Origin of the sequence: Sphingopyxis sp. UBA6723 (assembly GCF_002454115.1) — a bacterium.
Lineage (GTDB): Bacteria > Pseudomonadota > Alphaproteobacteria > Sphingomonadales > Sphingomonadaceae > Sphingopyxis.
In genome coordinates, this window is record NZ_DKIH01000010.1 from 487,594 (window position 1) to 504,042 (window position 16,449).

Below are 16,449 nucleotides of genomic sequence, written 5' to 3' on the forward strand. Positions count from 1 at the left end.
GAACAGGAAAAACCGCCAGCGGCCCCCGCCTTCGCGGGGGCGACGGTGTTTTCAATACACCACCAACCGGTCAGCTTCGCCCATCGCGGCCATGAAGCTGACCAGCCCGCCGCTGCGCACTTGCGGGACCAATTCGCTCGCGGTCATGCCGACCAGCGCCATGCCCGACTGACAGACGATTAACCGCACATCCATCGCCATCGCCTCGGCGATCAGCGACACGAGATCGGGCTGCCCCGCCGCGCGCCGCCCGGCATTGCCGGCAAAAGCGACGGGGGTGCGCAGCAACGCCGCGGCTGGTCCTTGCAGGAAGATGCGCGCCGGTCGCCCCAGCGCCGCCGCTGCCGCCGCCGCCTCAAGCGCGGCATAGAAACGCTCGCCATCGGCCGATGCGACGATCAGGTTCAGCCCCGGCATATCGGACACTCCGGATCCTTGGGCACCGCAACCTCGCGCCAGCGTCGGTCGAGCATGTCGATGATCGCCAGCCGCCCGGTCAAGGCCGACCCCCAGCCGGTCAGCGCGCGCACCGCCTCCAGCGCCGCCATCGTGCCGACCATCCCGGCGAGCGCGCCCATCACCCCGGTCTCGGCGCAATTGATCCCGGGCCGGTCGGGATCGTCACCGACCAGGCAGGCGTAACAGGGACTGTCCGTGCGCCAGCCCTCGTACAGCGCGACCTGCCCCTCGAACGCCCCGATCGCGGCGCTGAGCAGCGGGATCTGCAAGACCGCCGCCGCATCATTGACCGCCAGCCGGGTCGCGAAATTGTCGCAGCCATCGAGGATCAAGCTCGCGCCGCGCAGCAAAGCGGCGGCGTTGTCGTTATCGATCCGTTCGACCACCGCGACCGCCTCGACATGCGGGTTGATCCGCCGCGCGGCATGCGCCGCTACTGCGGCCTTTTGCGCGCCGATGTCGGCATCGGTAAACAGCGGTTGCCTTTGCAGGTTCGACAATTCGACGACATCATTGTCGATGATCGTCAGCCTGCCGATCCCCGCCGCCGCCAGATAGGTGATTGCCGGACAGCCGATGCCGCCCGCGCCGATTACCGCGACATGCGCCGCTTTCAGCTTGGCCTGTCCGGCACCGCCGAACACGGGCAGGATGATCTGGCGCGCATAGCGGTCGAGTTCGGCGTCGGTCAGCAATTACTCGCTCGATCGCCGGGTCTTGATCCCCGACAGCGAGGCCAGTCCTGCGGCGTCGGCGGTTTCATCGACGGGTTCGCTTTCGACACCGGTCGACCCGAAACCGCCAGTCCCGCGCGCGGTTTCGTCGAGCGTCAAAACTTCGGCAAAATGGGCGCGTTGCACAGGCGCCGGAACCAGCTGTGCGATGCGGTCGCCGCGCTTCACCTCGAAATTATCCTCGCCGAGATTGGCCAGGATCACCTTCACTTCGCCGCGATAATCGCTGTCGATCGTCCCCGGCGTGTTGAGGCAAGTGATGCCATGTTTCAGCGCCAGTCCCGAGCGCGGGCGCACCTGTACCTCATACCCCGGCGGGATCGCCATTGCGAACCCGGTTGCCACCGCATGGCGGGTGCCGGGGCGGATCGTCAGCGATTCGGCCGCGACCACATCCATCCCCGCCGCGCCATCGCTGGCATAGGCAGGCAGGGGCAACCCGCCCCCGTTCGGCAGGCGCTGGATGCGAATTTCAATCGGACTGGCGGGGGCTACGCGCATCGAGCTCATCGGCGATCTTTTCCATCAATTTGCGGGCGACGGCGGCTTTCGGCAGTCGGTCCCAGCTGTCTATCCCGTTTTTGCTAACGATATGCACCCGGTTGCTCTCGCCGCCCATTGGGTCAGCAGCGACGTCGTTGGCGACGATCCAGTCGCAGCCTTTCTTTGCCAGCTTCGCCTGGGCATGGGCGATGACGTCGTTGGTTTCGGCGGCAAAGCCGATCAGCAGCGTGGGGCGCTCGGCGCTCTTGGCAACCCCGGCAAGAATGTCGGGATTCTCGGCCAGCGCGAGCGGTGGCACGGCGCCGCTGCCATCCTTCTTGATCTTCTGCCCCGCTGGGTCGGCGGCGCGCCAGTCGGCGACTGCGGCGACCATGATCGCGGCATCGACCGGCAGGCCTTGCCGGACTTCGTCGGCCATTTCGACCGCGGTCTCGACGTCGACGCGGATTACGCCGGGCGGGGTGGGGAGCGGTACCGGCCCGGCGATCAGCAGCACCTCGGCCCCCGCCGCAGCAGCGGCCTCGGCGATCGCAAAGCCCTGTTTGCCGCTCGACCGGTTGGCGATGTAGCGCACCGGGTCGATCGGCTCGTGCGTCGGCCCGGCGGTGATCAGGATGCGGCGGCCGTACAGCGGGCGGTGATTGGCGGGCGAAAAATCGGGCTGGCCGACCATTGCGGTGACCGCGGGTGCAGCGGCCAGCGCGGCATCGATCGCGTCCTTGATCGCCGCCGGTTCGGGCAAGCGTCCCGGCCCAAATTCCCCGCACGCCATCTCGCCCTCGTCGGGCGCCACTACCGTCACCCCGTCGGCGCGCAGCGTGGCGACATTGCGCTGCGTCGCGGGGTGCAGCCACATGCGGACATTCATCGCAGGTGCAGCGAGCACCGGCTTGTCGGTGGCGAGCAGCAGCGTGGTGGCGAGGTCATCGGCAATGCCCGCTGCCATCTTCGCCAGCAAGTCAGCGGTTGCGGGCACTACGACGACTAGGTCGGCCTCACGGCTCAGCTGGATATGCCCCATCTCGACCTCGTCCTTCAGGTCGAAGAGATTGGTATAAACCTTGTTCTCGCTGAGCGCCGCGAGCGTCAGCGGGGTCACAAACTGCTCGCCTGCGCGGGTGATAACACAGCGCACCACATAGCCCGCCTTGCGGAGCAGGCGGACAAGCTCGATCGATTTATAGGCCGCGATACCGCCACCGATGATGAGCAGGATGCGGGGGTTGGTCATGGCGTCAATAACCGGTGAGAAGCATGTCGAGGGCGTTCAGGATTTCGTAGCGCTGGTCAGCGAGCGACGCGATTTTAGGTCCAAGATCGTCGATTCCGACGGCGGATGCCAACGGGGTTGCGAGCAAATGCTGCTTACCAGAAATAGCGAAAACGGGATGTAGCCGGTCCATTTTTGGTTTGCCCTCCGAAGGCAAGAGCGGAATGACAACACGGGTGCCGAAATGCCTGAACAGGTCAGCTTGGCAATCAAGCAATAATGCACCATCGTGTGGACTGCGGTGAACGTCGAATTGTGCCATCAAAACTGCCGGTATTTCGCAAGCGGTAGGCCGTTTTCGCGGACATAATCGTTCCACCATTCGATCGCCGCGCGATTCTCTTCCTGCCATTCGGCTTCGCGCGCCTTCTTGACCCCGGCGGCGAGGCCCGATTGGCAGGCTTCACTGACATTGATACCAAGTCGCTTGGCTTCTTCGACCAGGTCAACGCTGAGCGATACATTGGTGGGCTTTTTCGGGATCGCTTTTTTCACCGCTTCAAATCGCGCTGGACGGTTCATCGCCATTCTCCTTGCGCATAAATTATGCGCATAGTTATGAAACGTCAATCGGTCCGCCGATGGATTGCGTCCGGCGCGTGAGCCGCCAGAAGATCAACGATGCAAAGACGCCGCATGCGCCGCCAAATACCAGCATGCCAAGGAAATTTTCGCCATGGTAGCGGTCGGGATTGGTAACGAAATCCTGCAATGCCCCGCTTGCCAGCGCCAAGCTTAAAGCGCCCGCTACGGCACCAATTCCTGCCCATAGAGTGCGGCGGCGCATCAGCGGCCAGCCCACCGCCCCGCGGGCGCAAAGCCAGCCGATGATCGCAATCGGAATCCAGCCGATCACGACCGCCAGACAAATGGCCAAGATCGACCCGGTGAACAGCAACACAATAAATGTGGCAATGGCCCCGCTTGGATCGGCGATCAACTCCGAGGGATCGGCGGCAACCATCACCGCGATCAGCAACAATATGCCAAACAATCCCGTCGCAATGGCCGTCAGCAAGCCGAAGCCGAGGGCGCCCATCATCGTTAGTCGATGCAGCTCGCCCTCCGCCGCCACGCTATCCCCACCAGGCCATGCCCAGCGCCCCGGCGGCGCCCGCCGCCAGTGCGGTCAGTACGTAACGCCACCAGCGCTGCTTCTCGCCCCTCTCCCACATCAGCGGGATTTCGGGCAGCGGCGGCGCGGGCGGGGCGGCGCCCTTTCGCGGCAATTGCGCATCAAGGCGCCGGATGATGTCGGGGATCAGCGCCAGCGTCTTGCCCTGTTCGCGGATCCCGTCGGCAAGCGCGGCTTCGGGGCCGAGTTCTCCCCGGATCCATTCCTTCACGAACGGTCCTGACACGTCCCACATGTTGATCTGCGGGTTCAGCATCGTCGCGACGCCCTCGACCATTACCATCGTTTTTTGCAGCAGCAGCAGGTGCGGTTGAGTCTGCATGTCGAAATCGCGCGTAATCGCGAACAGCCCGTCGAGCATCTGACCGACGCTGAGCTCGCTCACCGGTTTGCCGCGCATCGGTTCGCCAACCGCGCGCAGCGCCGTCGCGAATTCCTCGACATTGTGATAATCGGGGACGTACTGCGCCTCGAAGTGGATTTCGGCGACGCGGCGGTAATTGCCCGTCGTCAGCCCATAGAGGATCTCGGCGAGCCAATAGCGCGCCTGCCGGTTGATCCGCCCCATGATGCCGAAATCAACCGCGGCGATCGTCCCGTCGGCCTTCACGAACAAATTGCCCTGATGCATGTCGGCGTGGAAAAATCCCTCGGCGATCGCCTGGCGCAGGAAGGCGTGGACCAGATTGCGGGCAAGCGCCTCCATGTCGTGGCCTGCGGCAATCAGGTCGTCGCGGCGCGAAATCTTGACGCCGTCGATCCAGTCGAGCGTCATCACCTTGCTGGTGGTGCGGTCCCAGTCGATCGCCGGGACTTCATAGGTCGGCACTCCGACCATCGCGTCCTTGAGTTCGGACGCCGACGCCGCTTCGCGGCGCAGGTCGAGTTCGCGCAGGGTCCAGCGGCGGAAATTGGCGATGACCTGTCGCGGGCGCAGCCGCGTCGCTTCGCCGCCGAGCGCTTCCAGATGCGCTGCTGCCCATTCATAGGTTTCGATATCGCGCGCGAATTGCTTGTCGATGCCGGGGCGGCGGATCTTGACTGCGACCGGACGGCCTTCGGTGGTGACGGCGCGGTGGACCTGCGCGATCGACGCCGAGCCGACGGGGTCGGGATCGAATTCGCGATACAGGCTTTCGAGCGGTACCTCGAAGGTCGCCTCGATCTCCTGCCGGATGCGGTCGAACGCGACGGGCGCCAGCGCATCCTGCAAACTCAGCAGGTTGCGCGCGGCATCCTCGCCGACCAGGTCGGGACGCGTCGCGAGCGTCTGGCCCAGCTTGACCGCGGCGGGGCCGATCGCCTGGAAAGCCGCGGCATAGTCGGGAATTTTCGGCTGCACCGTGCCGAAGCGCGCAATCCGGCACAATCGCTTCACCCCCGGGGGCGTCTGCGGCGCGGTCTCGATCCCGCGCAGCGCCCCGTGGCGCGCGAGGATGCGGCCCCACTTCAGCAGGCGCAGGATATGGGTGACGGGACGGGTCAAGCTTTCCACCCGCTGTGGATCGCGACCAGCCCGCCCATGATCGACTCGACCTTTACCGACGTGAAGCCCGCAGCGCCGATCATCTTGGCAAATTCGGGCATCGGCGGGAAACGGCGGATCGATTCGATCAGATAGCGATAGCTGTCCTCGTCCTGCGCGATCAGCTTGCCCAGCTTGGGCACCACGCGGTGCGAATAGGCGTCGTAAGCCTGCGCGAAGCCCGGCCATTCGTTGGTCGAAAATTCCAGGCAGAAAAAGCGACCGCCATAACGCAGCACGCGGTGCGCTTCCTTCAGCGCCGCGGGAATGTCGGTGACGTTGCGGATACCAAAGGCGATCGTATAGGCGTCGAAAAACTGGTCGGGGAACGACAGCGTTTCGGCATTCTGCTCGCTCCACACCAGCGAATCGATGCCGCGCTCGGCGGCGCGTTCCATGCCAACGCCCAGCATGTCGGGGTTGATGTCGGCGACGGTGATGCTGGCGCCCGACGGCTCCATGCGAAAAGCGATGTCGCCGGTGCCGCCGGCCATGTCGAGGATCGCCTCGCCGGCGCGGGGTTTGACCCGGCGCACGAAGCGGTCTTTCCACAGCCGGTGCATCCCGCCCGACATCGCATCGTTCATGATGTCGTACTTGCGCGCGACGCGGCTGAACACCTCGCCGACCTTGGCGGTTTTTTCGGTCGCCGGAACCTGTTCATAGCCAAAGCTGACGGTGTCGGGGGTGGCCATCGTTGTGCGCCTTTGTGGGGAGATGCGGAACTGCTGATGCGCTTTAGCGAGGCCTTGCCGCCCACGCAAATGGCGCGTAGCCGGGTCCCGATATGCCCGAACTTCCCGAAGTCGAAACCACCGTTCGCGGCCTCGCCCCGCATCTCACCGGCCAGCGGCTGATGCGCGTGTCGACGCTGCGCCCCGACTTGCGCCGTCCGTTCCCGGTCGATCTGGCGCAGCGGCTGACCGGATCGATCGTTACCGGGCTGTCGCGCCGCGCCAAATATGGGATCATCGCCACCGACCGCGGCGACCATATGATCTTTCACCTTGGCATGTCGGGCAGCTGGCGGATCGGCAACGCTGAGCCCGGCAAGCACGACCATCTGCTGATCGACACCGCGGCGGGGCAGCGGCTGATGCTCCACGATCCCCGCCGCTTCGGCTCGGTCGATCTGGTCGCGGGCGATCCGCTGACCGGCTTTCCGGCGTTTGTGTCCCTCGGTCCCGAACCCTTGTCGGGCGCGTTCGACGCGGCCTATCTGGGACGGGTGCTGGCGGGGCGCCGCGCGCCGATCAAGGCGATGCTGCTCGATCAGACGATCGTCGCGGGGCTGGGCAACATCTATGTGTGCGAGGCGCTGAACATGGCGCGCATCGCGCCGACCCGCGCCGCCGCCGACGTCACACGGGTCAAGCTCGCGGCGTTGGTCCCGGCGATCAAGGCGGTGTTGGAGGCCTCGATCGCCGCTGGCGGTTCGACCCTGCGCGATTACAAACAGCCGGACGGCGAGCTCGGCTATTTCGCCAAGGACTGGCGCGTCTATGGCCGTGAGGGCGATGCGTGCCAATGCGGCGGCACGATCGCCCGAATCGTCCAGAGCGGCCGTTCGACCTTTTATTGCCCCAAATGCCAGCGGTGACGCGCGCATTTGCTGCAAAAATGATTGACCAACCGGGGCTGTCTGGCTATGCGCGCACCCTTCGAGCAGGGTCCGGGTTACCGGAACCGGCCGTATCCGGACATTGATTCGCTGCACACGCGCGATTCGGCTGCTCCGGTGACGCTGCGCTCCGACTGACTTAGACCGTTTGGAAACCGAGGAATTTATGGCCAATACGCCGCAGGCAAAAAAGCGCATCCGCCGCAACACCGCGCGCACCGTCGTGAACAAGAATCGCGTTTCGCGCATTCGCACGCTGGTGAAGAAGGTCGAGAACGCGATCATCGCGGGTGACAAGGACGCCGCGGCGACCGCACTGAAGGCTGCGCAGCCCGAAATGGCACGCGGCGTCGCCAAGGGCGTGCTGCATAAAAACACTGTCGCGCGCAAATTCTCGCGCCTGACCAAGAGCGTGAACGCGATCGCCTGATTGCGCTTGTCCCGAAAGGGAACAAAAAAGACCCGCCGGCACCGTGCCCGCGGGTCTTTTTTTGTGCCTGAGATTATGACGATGCGATGGCAAAACTGTTGCAGCGCGGTAAGTGACGGAATTACGGCGATTCGTTGACATTGCGCCAGATAGAGATAGCTAAACATCTGAAAAAACAGGAAAAAAATACGCTTTGACGCGATTCAGGCACCTGAGGCGAGTCAAGATTTTTATTTCAGTATTTTTACACGACCAGCCCTTGATCGACTCGGCGCGCCCTGACTAGACAGGTGCGTCGTCGGCCTTCGCCGGTGGCCGCCACATCGACATGATTCGTTCGTCTTCGGGCTGCTTGGCCCGGACAGGATGCTTGCGCCTGTGCGCAGGCGATGAATCGGCATGGGAGCGGCCGCGCGGAGGCATCGAGGGCAGGGGAATCAGCGGGGGCGGTGCGGGCGTGACGGACAGCGGGAGTTGGAATGGTTATGACGTACGGGATAGAGCGATGAGCGGCGATGCCGCGGCGCTCTGGCCGCGCGTTGCCGAAGGCTTGCGCCGCGACCTGGGTGCGCGCACCTTTGACCATTGGTTGAAGCCCGTCCGCTTTGGTGACTATTGCGCCTTATCGGGTGTGGTGACGCTCGAAACCGTCAGCCGGTTTTCAGCGAACTGGATCAACGAACGCTTTGGCGACCGGCTCGAGCTGGCGTGGCGCCAGCACCTTCCCACCGTGCGCAGCGTCACCGTGCGCGGCGGCAACGGGGCGAGCGACCGCGCCGCGATTTTGGCCAGCCCGCCGCTGCCGACCTTCGACACGCCCGTTCCGGCGGCGAACGCCGTTCCGTCGCCTTTCGACCCGCGGCTGTCGTTCGACCGCTTTGTCATCGCGCGCAGCAACATCCTTGCTGCCAATGCTGCGCGCCGCATGGCGATGGTCGAAGCGCCGCAATTCAACCCGCTCTACCTCGCCTCGGGCACCGGCCAGGGCAAGACCCACCTGCTCCAGGCGATTGCACAGGATTATGCCGCGGCGCACCCGACCGCGACGATCATCCTGATGTCGGCGGAAAAATTCATGCTGGAATTTGTCGGGGCGATGCGCGGCGGCGACATGATGGCGTTCAAGGCACGGCTGCGCGCCGCCGACCTGTTGCTGCTCGACGACCTGCAATTCGTCATTGGCAAGAATTCGACGCAGGAAGAACTGCTCCACACGATCGACGATCTGATGACCGCGGGCAAGCGGCTGGTGGTCACCGCCGATCGCCCGCCGTCGATGCTCGACGGGGTCGAGGCACGGCTGCTGTCGCGGCTGGCGGGCGGGCTGGTTGCCGATATCGAGGCGCCCGAGGACGACCTGCGCGAACGCATCATCCGCCAGCGGCTGGCGCTGATGCCGATGCTCGACGTCCCCGACGATGTCGTCGCCTATCTGGTCAAGCATTTCACCCGCAACATTCGCGAACTCGAAGGCGCGCTGAACAAGCTGCTCGCTTATGCTGCGCTCACCGGCACGACGGTTGACCTTAGGCTCGCCGAAGACCGGCTCGCCGAAAATGTCCGCACCGCGCGCCCGCGGATCACGATCGACGAAATCCAGCGCGCCGTGTGCGCCCATTACCGGCTCGACAAGAGCGAAATGGCCTCAAAACGCCGCGTCCGCGCCATTGCGCGCCCGCGCCAGGTCGCGATGTATCTGGCCAAGGAACTCACCCCGCGCTCCTATCCGGAAATCGGGCGGCGCTTTGGCGGCCGTGACCATAGCACCGTGATCCACGCGGTCCGCACGGTCGAAGCGCTGCGCGTCGCCGACAGCGAACTCGACGCCGAAATCGCCGCGATCCGGCGCAGTTTGAACAGCTGATCCACCGGGTTGTGCCGGGGTTATCCCCGGGTTTATGCACAGTGTTAGACGTTTTGGTCGCCTTGGGCCGAGGGACGGCTGCCTCCTTCGTCATCCCGGACTTGATCCGGGATCCAGGACGCCAGTGCAGCTGTGGATACCGGATCAAGTCCGGGATGACTTTAAGGAAAAATCCTCCCTGTCGCGTAGCGATGGGGAGGGGGACCGCGCCCGAAGGGCGTGGTGGAGGGGCAGCAACGGTAGTGCCAAAGCCCCTCCGTCAGCGCTCCGCGCTGCCACCTCCCCATGGCTTCGCCACAGGGAGGATCAACGGCTAGAACCCATCGCACCCCGACATTGCCCACCCGCCAAAGCAAAAGGCCCGCCTCTCATCCGAAAGGCGGGCCTTTGTCATCAGTCTGGCGGCAATCTCACCCCTTTTCGGGCGGTGCCACCGTGATCCGTACCCGCTCGCCCGAATTGCCGGGGAAGCCGGTGAACATCGCTTCGACCAGATTCGGGACGATGGTTTGCAGGTTGTTGTCGCGCGACTGTGCCTCGGCCTGACCTTCGAACAGCCGCGATCCGTCGGCGGCGCGGTTGATCTGCAAATTCAATCCGCTGGTGTAGACGGTGTAACTGCTGACGTCCGTGCCGCCCCAGCCAGGGCCAAAGCCGCCCCACAGGAACGGGTCGCGATAGCCATAGACGTAACGGCGCCCGCCGCGCCCAGCGACGATGACCGGGCGATAGAAGCCGCGGCCATAATAGCCGCCGTAACCGCCATACCAGGGATCGCCAAAGCTGGGGCTCGACACAACGCGCTCGCGTCCCTTGTCGACGCCATAGTCCATGCGGACGACCAGGTCGGCGCTTTCGCCCGGTGCGGCGGGGCGATAGCCGTAGCGGGTGAGCTCGCCCGCGACCAGATTGGCATATTGGCTGAATTCGATCCCGCCGGCGAGCGCCGGATTATTGGCCTCGACCACAAAGCTCTGGCCCTGCGGCGCGGGTAATTGGGTCTGGAAACGCGCGACATCGGCCTTGAACGGCGTCGCGCAACCGGCGATCGCCAGCGCAGCGCCGGTCATCGCGGCGAGGCCGAGGTGGCGAAGGTTGAACTTGCTCATCATGGTGGCTCCGTGATCGTGGCGGCGCACAAAAATCGCGCCCTTATCGCATAGACTAAGCCGCAACGGCTTAACCTTGGTTGAACCCGGTTTGTCGCAGCTTGGTTCCGAAACAAGATATCGGGTGCCGCCGCCAATTAGCAAGCCCGGTCAGGAATTTAGCGGCAAAGCCCCAGCGCCGTATAAGCGGCGTCGATTGTCGGCCGCGCCAGCGCGGTCGCGCGGGCCGCGCCATCCGCCAGCGCCGCGTCGATCGCAGCTGGATCGGATTTCAGTGCTGTCAGCCGCGTTGCGATCGGGCGCAGGCTTTCCACGAGCAGCTCCCCCAGCGCGGGCTTGAACGCGCCGAAACCCTGCCCGGCAAAGCGTGCGAGCACGGCATCGACGCTCTCATCCGCCATCGCGGCATAGATCGACACCAGATTCCGCGCCTCTGCGCGTCCTTCCAACCCCGCGGCCTCTGACGGCAGCGGTTCGGCGTCGGTCTTCGCCTTGCGGATCTTTGCCATGATCGTGTCGGCGTCGTCGACCAGGTTGATGCGGCTCGCATCGCTCGGGTCCGACTTCGACATCTTCGCCGATCCGTCACGCAGGCTCATGATCCGCGCGGCGGCCTTCGGAATCGTCGGTTCGGGGAGCGTGAACGTCTCGGTTCCCGTATCGAGGTTGAACTTGGTCGCAATGTCGCGCGCAAGCTCCAGATGCTGTTTCTGGTCGTCGCCGACCGGGACGTGCGTCGTCTGGTAGAGCAGGACGTCGGCGGCCTGCAGCACCGGATAGGCGTACAGCCCGACGCTGGCGCCCTCACGGTTCTTGCCCGATTTTTCCTTGAACTGAGTCATCCGGTTCAGCCAGCCAATGCGCGCGGTGCAGAACAGCAGCCAGCCCAGCTCGGCATGGGCGGGAACGCGCGCCTGATTGAACAATATCGCCTTGGCCGGGTCGATCCCCGCCGCCATCAGCGCCGCCGCCATCTCGCGCGTGTTCGCGGTCAGCTCGGCGGGATCGTTATGGACGGTGATCGCGTGCAGGTCGGCCAGGAAATACAGCTTCTCGCCTGGCATCTCGTCCTGCATCCGCACCCAGTTGCGGATCGCGCCCAGATAATTGCCCAGGTGCAAGTTTCCGGTGGGCTGAATGCCCGATAACGTCCGCATCATATCTATCCCGTTAGAGTTTGCGTCGGCGCAGCTGGCCGATGGTGTCGCGATTGACCACGCCGAACAGCATGGCGCAACCAAAGAATATGACCGCGCCCAGCCCGACAATCGCACCCAGCGCGACGATCCGCTCGACCACCCCGCCGACAAAGGCGTCACCCGCCAACGGGATCGCATAAATGAGCGCGACAGCCATCGCCGCGGCGGCGAGGATGATGCGCGCGATCCGTCCGGCGACCCGGCCGGTCAGGCGAAACAAGCCTCTGCGGTGCAGGATCGCGTAAAGCATCGCGACATTGCACCACGCCGCGATCGACCCCGCCAACGCCAGCCCGACGATGCCGAGCGAGGGGATCAGCGCCAAGTTTAGACCGATGTTGATCAGCAGCGAAATCGCCGCGGTCCACACCGGGGTGCGGGTGTCCTTGCGCGCAAAGAAATTGGGCACCAGCACTTTCACGAGCACATAGGCTGGCAGGCCGACGACCAGCCCGCCGACGACGGCGCCGGTCGCCAGCCCGTCGGCGACGCTATATTGTCCGCCGACGTAAAAGGCGCTGGTGATCGCCGGTCCCGCAATGAACAGCGCGACCGCCGCCGGAACGGTCAGCAGCATCGCAAGCTCGACCGCATTGCTTTGCAGGCGCGATGCGCCGTCGCGGTCATCGAGCGCGACGAAGCGCGACAATGCGGGCAGGATCGCGGTCCCTAGCGCGATGCCGATGATGCCGAGCGGCAGCTGGTTGAGGCGGTCGGCCATCGCCAGATAGGTGATGCTCTTGTCGGGCAGCATCGCGATGAAGAACAGATCGACGAAGCGGCTGATCTGATAGACCCCGGCGCCGAACACCGCGGGCAGGATCAACACCCCCATTTCGCGCACGCCGGGGGTAAGCTGCGGGCGGCGCAGCGCGGGCCGAAAGCCCGAGCGCCGTACCCAGAACAGCAGCCAGACAAGCTGGAACAGCCCGGCGATCGAGACCGAAATGGCGAGATACAGGCCGGTCGCGGCTTTGGCCGCTTCGCCGCCGTCACCCGTCGCCATCCCGATCAGCAGCGCGGCGACGAGGCAGATATTGAGCAGGATCGGCGCCGCCGCTGCTGCGGCAAAGCGCGACAGGCTGTTGAGGATCGCCGCGAACAGCGTCGCAACGCTCATAAACGCCAGATAGGGAAAGGCGATGCGTGCCATGGCGACGGTCAGGTCGAATTTTTCGCGGTCGGCGCGCAGCGCCTCGCTCGCAAACAGATGCATGATCCACGGCATCACGATCAGCAGCAGCGCCGAAAAGACGATCAGGATCGGGATCAGCACTGCCAGCACCGCATCGGCAAAGGCGCGTGCTTCGCTATGGTCGCCCTCCTTCGTCATCCGCTGGTTGAACAGCGGGACAAAGGCGGCGGCAAAGGCGCCCTCGGCGAACAGGCGGCGAAAGATGTTGGGCAGCTGGAACGCCAGCTGCCACGCATCGGCGACCCCGCCCGCGCCGAGGATGCGGCTGAGCAGCATGTCGCGCGCGAAACCGAAAATGCGGCTGACCATTGTCAGCCCGCCGATCGTCCCGACGCTTTTGAGCAGGCCGCTCATGGGGCGAAACCGCACAGAATTATAGCACCGTGTCCCCGCGAAGGCGGGGACCCATCTCCGGTCGGTGCTAATTTAAACTGGCCGGAGATGGACCCCCGCCTTCGCGGGGGAACACACCTCACAGAAGGCATTTCAGAGGAAATGGAAGACCTACGCCTGGCCAACCGGCACGGCGTCGCCCAGTTGCCCGGCTTCGGCCTGCTGGACCTGCTGCATGAACAGGCCGTGGAAATCGATCGGTTCGAGCAGCAGCGGTGCAAAACCGCCGTCGCGCACCGCATCGGCGACGACGCGGCGGGCAAAGGGGAACAGGATGCGCGGCGCTTCGGCAAGGAAAAACGGCTGCAACTGGTCTTCGGGGACGTTGCGGACGCCGAACAGGCCGGCATATTTCAGCTCGATCACGAACATCGTGCCCGCGTCGGTCTTCGACGTGACGTCGATCTTCAGCGACACTTCGAACAGCTGGTCGCCGACGCCTTCGGCGGCAATGTTGAACTGGACGTCGATCTGCGGCGCATCTTGCCACTGATACACCGCGGGCGCGTTCGGATTTTCGAACGACAGGTCTTTGACATATTGCGAGATCAGGCCGATCGCCGGGCTCGTGTCTTCGCCATTGGGCTGCAGGGCGGGGTTGTTGATGTCGGCGCTGGTCTCGTCAGCCATGGTGCAATGCTTTCGCTCGAAAAGATGAAACGGGATCCGTGCCACAGGCCGTTTCGGGCCCGCGGCAGACGGTTGCGGGGGCGCTTAGCAGCGCACGCCAGCCAGCACAATGGGATCGCGGCGGCGCATGGGTCAGGGGCGAATCGTTGACCTGCCGCGCCGCCGGGGCCATGGCGTTTGAAACTTGGCCATGCATCGCCTATGTATGGGTTCTTATGTTTCCATTGCCCGCATTGGACTTTTGCCCGTGACTGCTTTTTCGATCGTCTTGCTCGCCATGATTGCCGCCTTTCTCGGGATGCGGCTGTACTCGGTACTCGGCAAGCGCACCGGACATGAGCAGGAACCCGTGCTGCCGCGCCGCGATGAGCGTGCGGCGCCGTCACCGGTGCGTCTGGAGGACGGCGAAACGTCGCCATCGCCGACCGCCGCGACTGCGGACACGTCGGGCCTCGTTTACGAACCCGCCGCCGAAATCGGCCTTCGCCAGCTGCTCGCCAGCGACCGCAACTTTGATGCCGGCCGGTTCATGGAAGGCGCCGAAGCGGCGTACCGCATGATCCTCGAAGCCTATTGGAAGGGCGACCGCGACACGCTGCGCGACCTGTGCGACGACGACAGCTACGAAGCCTTTGTCGAAGCGATCGAAGCGCGCGACGCGCGCGGCGAAAAGCTGGAGAATCGCTTGGTCGGCATCGAATCGGCCAAGATTACAGCGGTCGAAATGGACCGCAAGGAAGCGCGGATCACCGTGCGCTATCAGGCCGACATCAGCGCGATCACGCGCGACGCCGACGGCAAGCTGATCGCGGGGTCGATGAGCGATGCGTCGCGCACCGACGACCTTTGGACCTTCCGCCGCGCGATCGGCAGCGACGATCCCAACTGGCTGCTCGACGAAATCGAAGCAGCCTGACGGCGATGCCCACGGTGTACTCGTCCGGGAGACGCCGGACGCGGGTTTTCGGATTCATCTTTCTCACCGCGCTGCCGCTCCTCGCGGGCTGCGCGTCGGTGATCCCCGATTCGGGCGATCGGCCCGTCGCCGACACGCCCGCGCCGCCGCCTGCCGCCAGCCCCGCCGTGGGCACCCCGCGTCCCTATCAGCCGCGCCCGTCCGAAAGCGGCGGCGTTGCGGCTCAGCCGATCCCCGCTACCCCGCGCGTGCCCTTGCCAGCGCCCGCGGTGCCGACCGACGCGACGACCGCCGCGACCAGCGGCGTCATCGCCGGTCCCGATTTCGCTACCCTTGGCGTGACCGCCGAACAGGCGACCACCGCACTCGCCGCCTTCCGCATCAGTTGCCCCTCGGTCCAGCGTCGCGCTGACGCCAGCGGGCTGACGCAGGGCGCCGACTGGACCGAAAGCTGCAATGCCGCGAAAAACTGGGCCGACAGCGATGCCGCGGCCTTCTTTGCCCGTTATTTCGGCACGGTGCAGATCGGCACCGGCACCGCCTTCGTCACCGGCTATTACGAACCCGAAATCGCCGGATCGCGCACGAAACGCCCCGGTTACGACGTCCCCATCTATCGCCGCCCCGCCGATCTGGTCGATGTCGATCTCGGCCAGTTTGCGGACGATCTGAAAGGCCGCACGATCCGCGGCCGCGTCGATGGCGGCAAGCTGGTGCGTTATTATGATCGCGCCGCGATCGAAAGCGGCGCGCTCGAAGGCCGCGGGCTCGAAATCGCGTATGCCGCCGACGCCGCCGAATTCTTTTTCCTGCAAGTGCAGGGATCGGGCCGTCTGCGCCTGCCCGACGGCGGCATCATGCGGATCGGTTATGACACGCAGAATGGCCGCGGCTATGTCGGCATCGGCAAGCTGCTGCTCGACCGCGGCGAATTGCAGCGCGGCCAAGCCTCGATGCAGGGCATCCTCGACTATCTGCGCGCCGACCCGGTGCGCGGCGCGGCGGTGATGAACGAGAATCCCAGCTGGGTGTTCTTCCGCGAACTCACCGGCCCCGGCCCGCTCGGTGCCATGGGGCTGCCGGTGACCGGCCGCGCCAGCGTCGCCGCCGATCCCAAATATGTGCCGCTCGGCGCCCCCGTCTTCCTCTCGCTTGACCGTGCCGAACCGAACGGCCTGTGGATCGCGCAGGATACCGGCGGCGCGATCAAGGGCGCCAACCGCTTCGACAGCTTCTGGGGCGCGGGCGAAGAGGCGCGCGCGATCGCCGGCGGCATGGCGGCGCGCGGTTCGGCGTTGCTGCTGCTCCCGCGCGCCAGCATCGCGCGGCTGATCCCGGCGCGCTGACGCCGCCATGGCGCGGCGGCTCGATCCCGACGAAAACGCGCTGTGGAAAAAGGTCGCGGCGACGGTCAAGCCGCTGGCGAAGCCGAAAGCTCCGCTTGCGCCCGCCGCGCCGCCGACGA

General features: G+C 65.1%; 18 protein-coding genes. 5 read left to right on the top strand and 13 right to left on the bottom strand.

The window, feature by feature from the left end:
• Positions 1-51 precede the first annotated feature (51 nt).
• Genes B4F07_RS10965 through B4F07_RS11005 form a run of 9 tightly spaced genes read right to left on the bottom strand, consistent with a single transcriptional unit; the run spans position 52 to position 6,322 of the window.
• Entirely contained in the window at positions 52-417 is a 366-nt protein-coding gene (locus B4F07_RS10965; RefSeq protein ID WP_293704776.1) for a DsrE family protein, read from the bottom strand.
• Complete coding sequence (locus B4F07_RS10970) at positions 405-1,154, bottom strand: HesA/MoeB/ThiF family protein (RefSeq protein ID WP_293704756.1); 750 nt, start codon at positions 1,152-1,154, stop codon at positions 405-407. The genes B4F07_RS10965 and B4F07_RS10970 overlap by 13 nt, the downstream gene beginning before the upstream one ends.
• Positions 1,155-1,694 carry a dUTP diphosphatase gene (gene dut / locus B4F07_RS10975; RefSeq protein WP_414711755.1) on the bottom strand — a complete coding sequence of 180 codons (540 nt, stop codon included), beginning with the start codon at positions 1,692-1,694 and terminating at the stop codon, positions 1,155-1,157.
• Complete coding sequence (gene coaBC / locus B4F07_RS10980; protein WP_293704758.1) at positions 1,666-2,928, bottom strand: bifunctional phosphopantothenoylcysteine decarboxylase/phosphopantothenate--cysteine ligase CoaBC; 1,263 nt, start codon at positions 2,926-2,928, stop codon at positions 1,666-1,668. Before coaBC ends, dut begins: the two co-directional genes overlap by 29 nt.
• Before the next feature lie 4 nt (positions 2,929-2,932).
• Positions 2,933-3,229 (bottom strand): CcdB family protein, encoded by a 297-nt coding sequence (locus B4F07_RS10985; RefSeq protein ID WP_293704760.1) that lies wholly within the window; start codon positions 3,227-3,229, stop codon positions 2,933-2,935.
• Positions 3,229-3,489 (bottom strand): type II toxin-antitoxin system CcdA family antitoxin, encoded by a 261-nt coding sequence (locus tag B4F07_RS10990; protein WP_293701014.1) that lies wholly within the window; start codon positions 3,487-3,489, stop codon positions 3,229-3,231. Before B4F07_RS10990 ends, B4F07_RS10985 begins: the two co-directional genes overlap by 1 nt.
• A gap of 34 nt (positions 3,490-3,523) precedes the next feature.
• Positions 3,524-4,009, bottom strand: a complete 486-nt coding sequence (locus tag B4F07_RS10995) for a hypothetical protein (RefSeq protein WP_293704762.1) — start codon at positions 4,007-4,009, stop codon at positions 3,524-3,526.
• A gap of 34 nt (positions 4,010-4,043) precedes the next feature.
• Positions 4,044-5,588 (bottom strand): 2-polyprenylphenol 6-hydroxylase, encoded by a 1,545-nt coding sequence (gene ubiB / locus B4F07_RS11000; RefSeq protein ID WP_293704778.1) that lies wholly within the window; start codon positions 5,586-5,588, stop codon positions 4,044-4,046.
• On the bottom strand, positions 5,585-6,322 hold the full coding sequence (locus tag B4F07_RS11005) for a class I SAM-dependent methyltransferase (RefSeq protein ID WP_293704764.1): 738 nt from the start codon (positions 6,320-6,322) through the stop codon (positions 5,585-5,587). The genes ubiB and B4F07_RS11005 overlap by 4 nt, the downstream gene beginning before the upstream one ends.
• 92 nt (positions 6,323-6,414) lie before the next feature.
• Between B4F07_RS11005 and mutM the strand changes: the two genes are divergently transcribed.
• The 3 genes from mutM (at position 6,415) to dnaA (ending at position 9,542) form a co-directional block, all read left to right on the top strand.
• Positions 6,415-7,227, top strand: coding sequence for a bifunctional DNA-formamidopyrimidine glycosylase/DNA-(apurinic or apyrimidinic site) lyase (gene mutM / locus B4F07_RS11010; protein ID WP_293704766.1), 813 nt, complete (start codon positions 6,415-6,417; stop codon positions 7,225-7,227).
• 187 nt (positions 7,228-7,414) lie between these two features.
• The gene (rpsT, locus tag B4F07_RS11015; RefSeq protein WP_293704768.1) at positions 7,415-7,678 is read left to right on the top strand and encodes a 30S ribosomal protein S20; all 264 of its coding nucleotides are present in this window, start codon (positions 7,415-7,417) and stop codon (positions 7,676-7,678) included.
• Positions 7,679-8,183: 505 nt separating this feature from the next.
• Positions 8,184-9,542 (top strand): chromosomal replication initiator protein DnaA, encoded by a 1,359-nt coding sequence (dnaA, locus tag B4F07_RS11020; RefSeq protein WP_293704770.1) that lies wholly within the window; start codon positions 8,184-8,186, stop codon positions 9,540-9,542.
• A gap of 410 nt (positions 9,543-9,952) precedes the next feature.
• Here dnaA and B4F07_RS11025 read toward each other — a convergent pair whose 3' ends face one another.
• The 4 genes from B4F07_RS11025 to secB all read right to left on the bottom strand — a co-directional run bounded on the left by B4F07_RS11025 (position 9,953) and on the right by secB (position 14,068).
• A complete protein-coding gene (locus B4F07_RS11025; RefSeq protein ID WP_293697534.1) occupies positions 9,953-10,651 on the bottom strand; it encodes a DUF4136 domain-containing protein in 699 nt (232 codons plus the stop codon).
• A gap of 158 nt (positions 10,652-10,809) precedes the next feature.
• A complete protein-coding gene (gene trpS / locus B4F07_RS11030; RefSeq protein WP_293697536.1) occupies positions 10,810-11,808 on the bottom strand; it encodes a tryptophan--tRNA ligase in 999 nt (332 codons plus the stop codon).
• Positions 11,809-11,821: 13 nt separating this feature from the next.
• Positions 11,822-13,414 (bottom strand): murein biosynthesis integral membrane protein MurJ, encoded by a 1,593-nt coding sequence (gene murJ, locus B4F07_RS11035; protein ID WP_349681326.1) that lies wholly within the window; start codon positions 13,412-13,414, stop codon positions 11,822-11,824.
• A gap of 135 nt (positions 13,415-13,549) precedes the next feature.
• Positions 13,550-14,068, bottom strand: coding sequence for a protein-export chaperone SecB (gene secB, locus B4F07_RS11040; protein WP_293697528.1), 519 nt, complete (start codon positions 14,066-14,068; stop codon positions 13,550-13,552).
• 205 nt (positions 14,069-14,273) lie between these two features.
• Between secB and B4F07_RS11045 the strand changes: the two genes are divergently transcribed.
• Together B4F07_RS11045 and B4F07_RS11050 are read left to right on the top strand one after the other, a co-directional pair.
• Entirely contained in the window at positions 14,274-14,984 is a 711-nt protein-coding gene (locus B4F07_RS11045) for a Tim44/TimA family putative adaptor protein (protein WP_293697530.1), read from the top strand.
• A 5-nt stretch (positions 14,985-14,989) separates the two neighbouring features.
• Positions 14,990-16,330, top strand: coding sequence for a murein transglycosylase A (locus B4F07_RS11050; protein ID WP_293697532.1), 1,341 nt, complete (start codon positions 14,990-14,992; stop codon positions 16,328-16,330).
• The last annotated feature ends 119 nt before the right edge of the window (positions 16,331-16,449 follow it).

Bases quoted from the DNA above. Each gene is read 5' to 3' on its own strand.
- trpS (WP_293697536.1), bottom strand. From the start codon at position 11,808: ATGCGGACGTTATCGGGCATTCAGCCCACCGGAAACTTGCACCTGGGC.
- B4F07_RS11025 (WP_293697534.1), bottom strand. From the start codon at position 10,651: ATGAGCAAGTTCAACCTTCGCCACCTCGGCCTCGCCGCGATGACCGGC.
- B4F07_RS10965 (WP_293704776.1), bottom strand. From the start codon at position 417: ATGCCGGGGCTGAACCTGATCGTCGCATCGGCCGATGGCGAGCGTTTC.
- dut (WP_414711755.1), bottom strand. From the start codon at position 1,694: ATGCGCGTAGCCCCCGCCAGTCCGATTGAAATTCGCATCCAGCGCCTG.
- B4F07_RS10995 (WP_293704762.1), bottom strand. From the start codon at position 4,009: ATGATGGGCGCCCTCGGCTTCGGCTTGCTGACGGCCATTGCGACGGGA.
- B4F07_RS11005 (WP_293704764.1), bottom strand. From the start codon at position 6,322: ATGGCCACCCCCGACACCGTCAGCTTTGGCTATGAACAGGTTCCGGCG.
- coaBC (WP_293704758.1), bottom strand. From the start codon at position 2,928: ATGACCAACCCCCGCATCCTGCTCATCATCGGTGGCGGTATCGCGGCC.
- B4F07_RS10985 (WP_293704760.1), bottom strand. From the start codon at position 3,229: ATGGCACAATTCGACGTTCACCGCAGTCCACACGATGGTGCATTATTG.
- rpsT (WP_293704768.1), top strand. From the start codon at position 7,415: ATGGCCAATACGCCGCAGGCAAAAAAGCGCATCCGCCGCAACACCGCG.
- B4F07_RS11045 (WP_293697530.1), top strand. From the start codon at position 14,274: ATGGGTTCTTATGTTTCCATTGCCCGCATTGGACTTTTGCCCGTGACT.
- mutM (WP_293704766.1), top strand. From the start codon at position 6,415: ATGCCCGAACTTCCCGAAGTCGAAACCACCGTTCGCGGCCTCGCCCCG.
- B4F07_RS11050 (WP_293697532.1), top strand. From the start codon at position 14,990: ATGCCCACGGTGTACTCGTCCGGGAGACGCCGGACGCGGGTTTTCGGA.
- B4F07_RS10990 (WP_293701014.1), bottom strand. From the start codon at position 3,489: ATGAACCGTCCAGCGCGATTTGAAGCGGTGAAAAAAGCGATCCCGAAA.
- dnaA (WP_293704770.1), top strand. From the start codon at position 8,184: ATGAGCGGCGATGCCGCGGCGCTCTGGCCGCGCGTTGCCGAAGGCTTG.
- secB (WP_293697528.1), bottom strand. From the start codon at position 14,068: ATGGCTGACGAGACCAGCGCCGACATCAACAACCCCGCCCTGCAGCCC.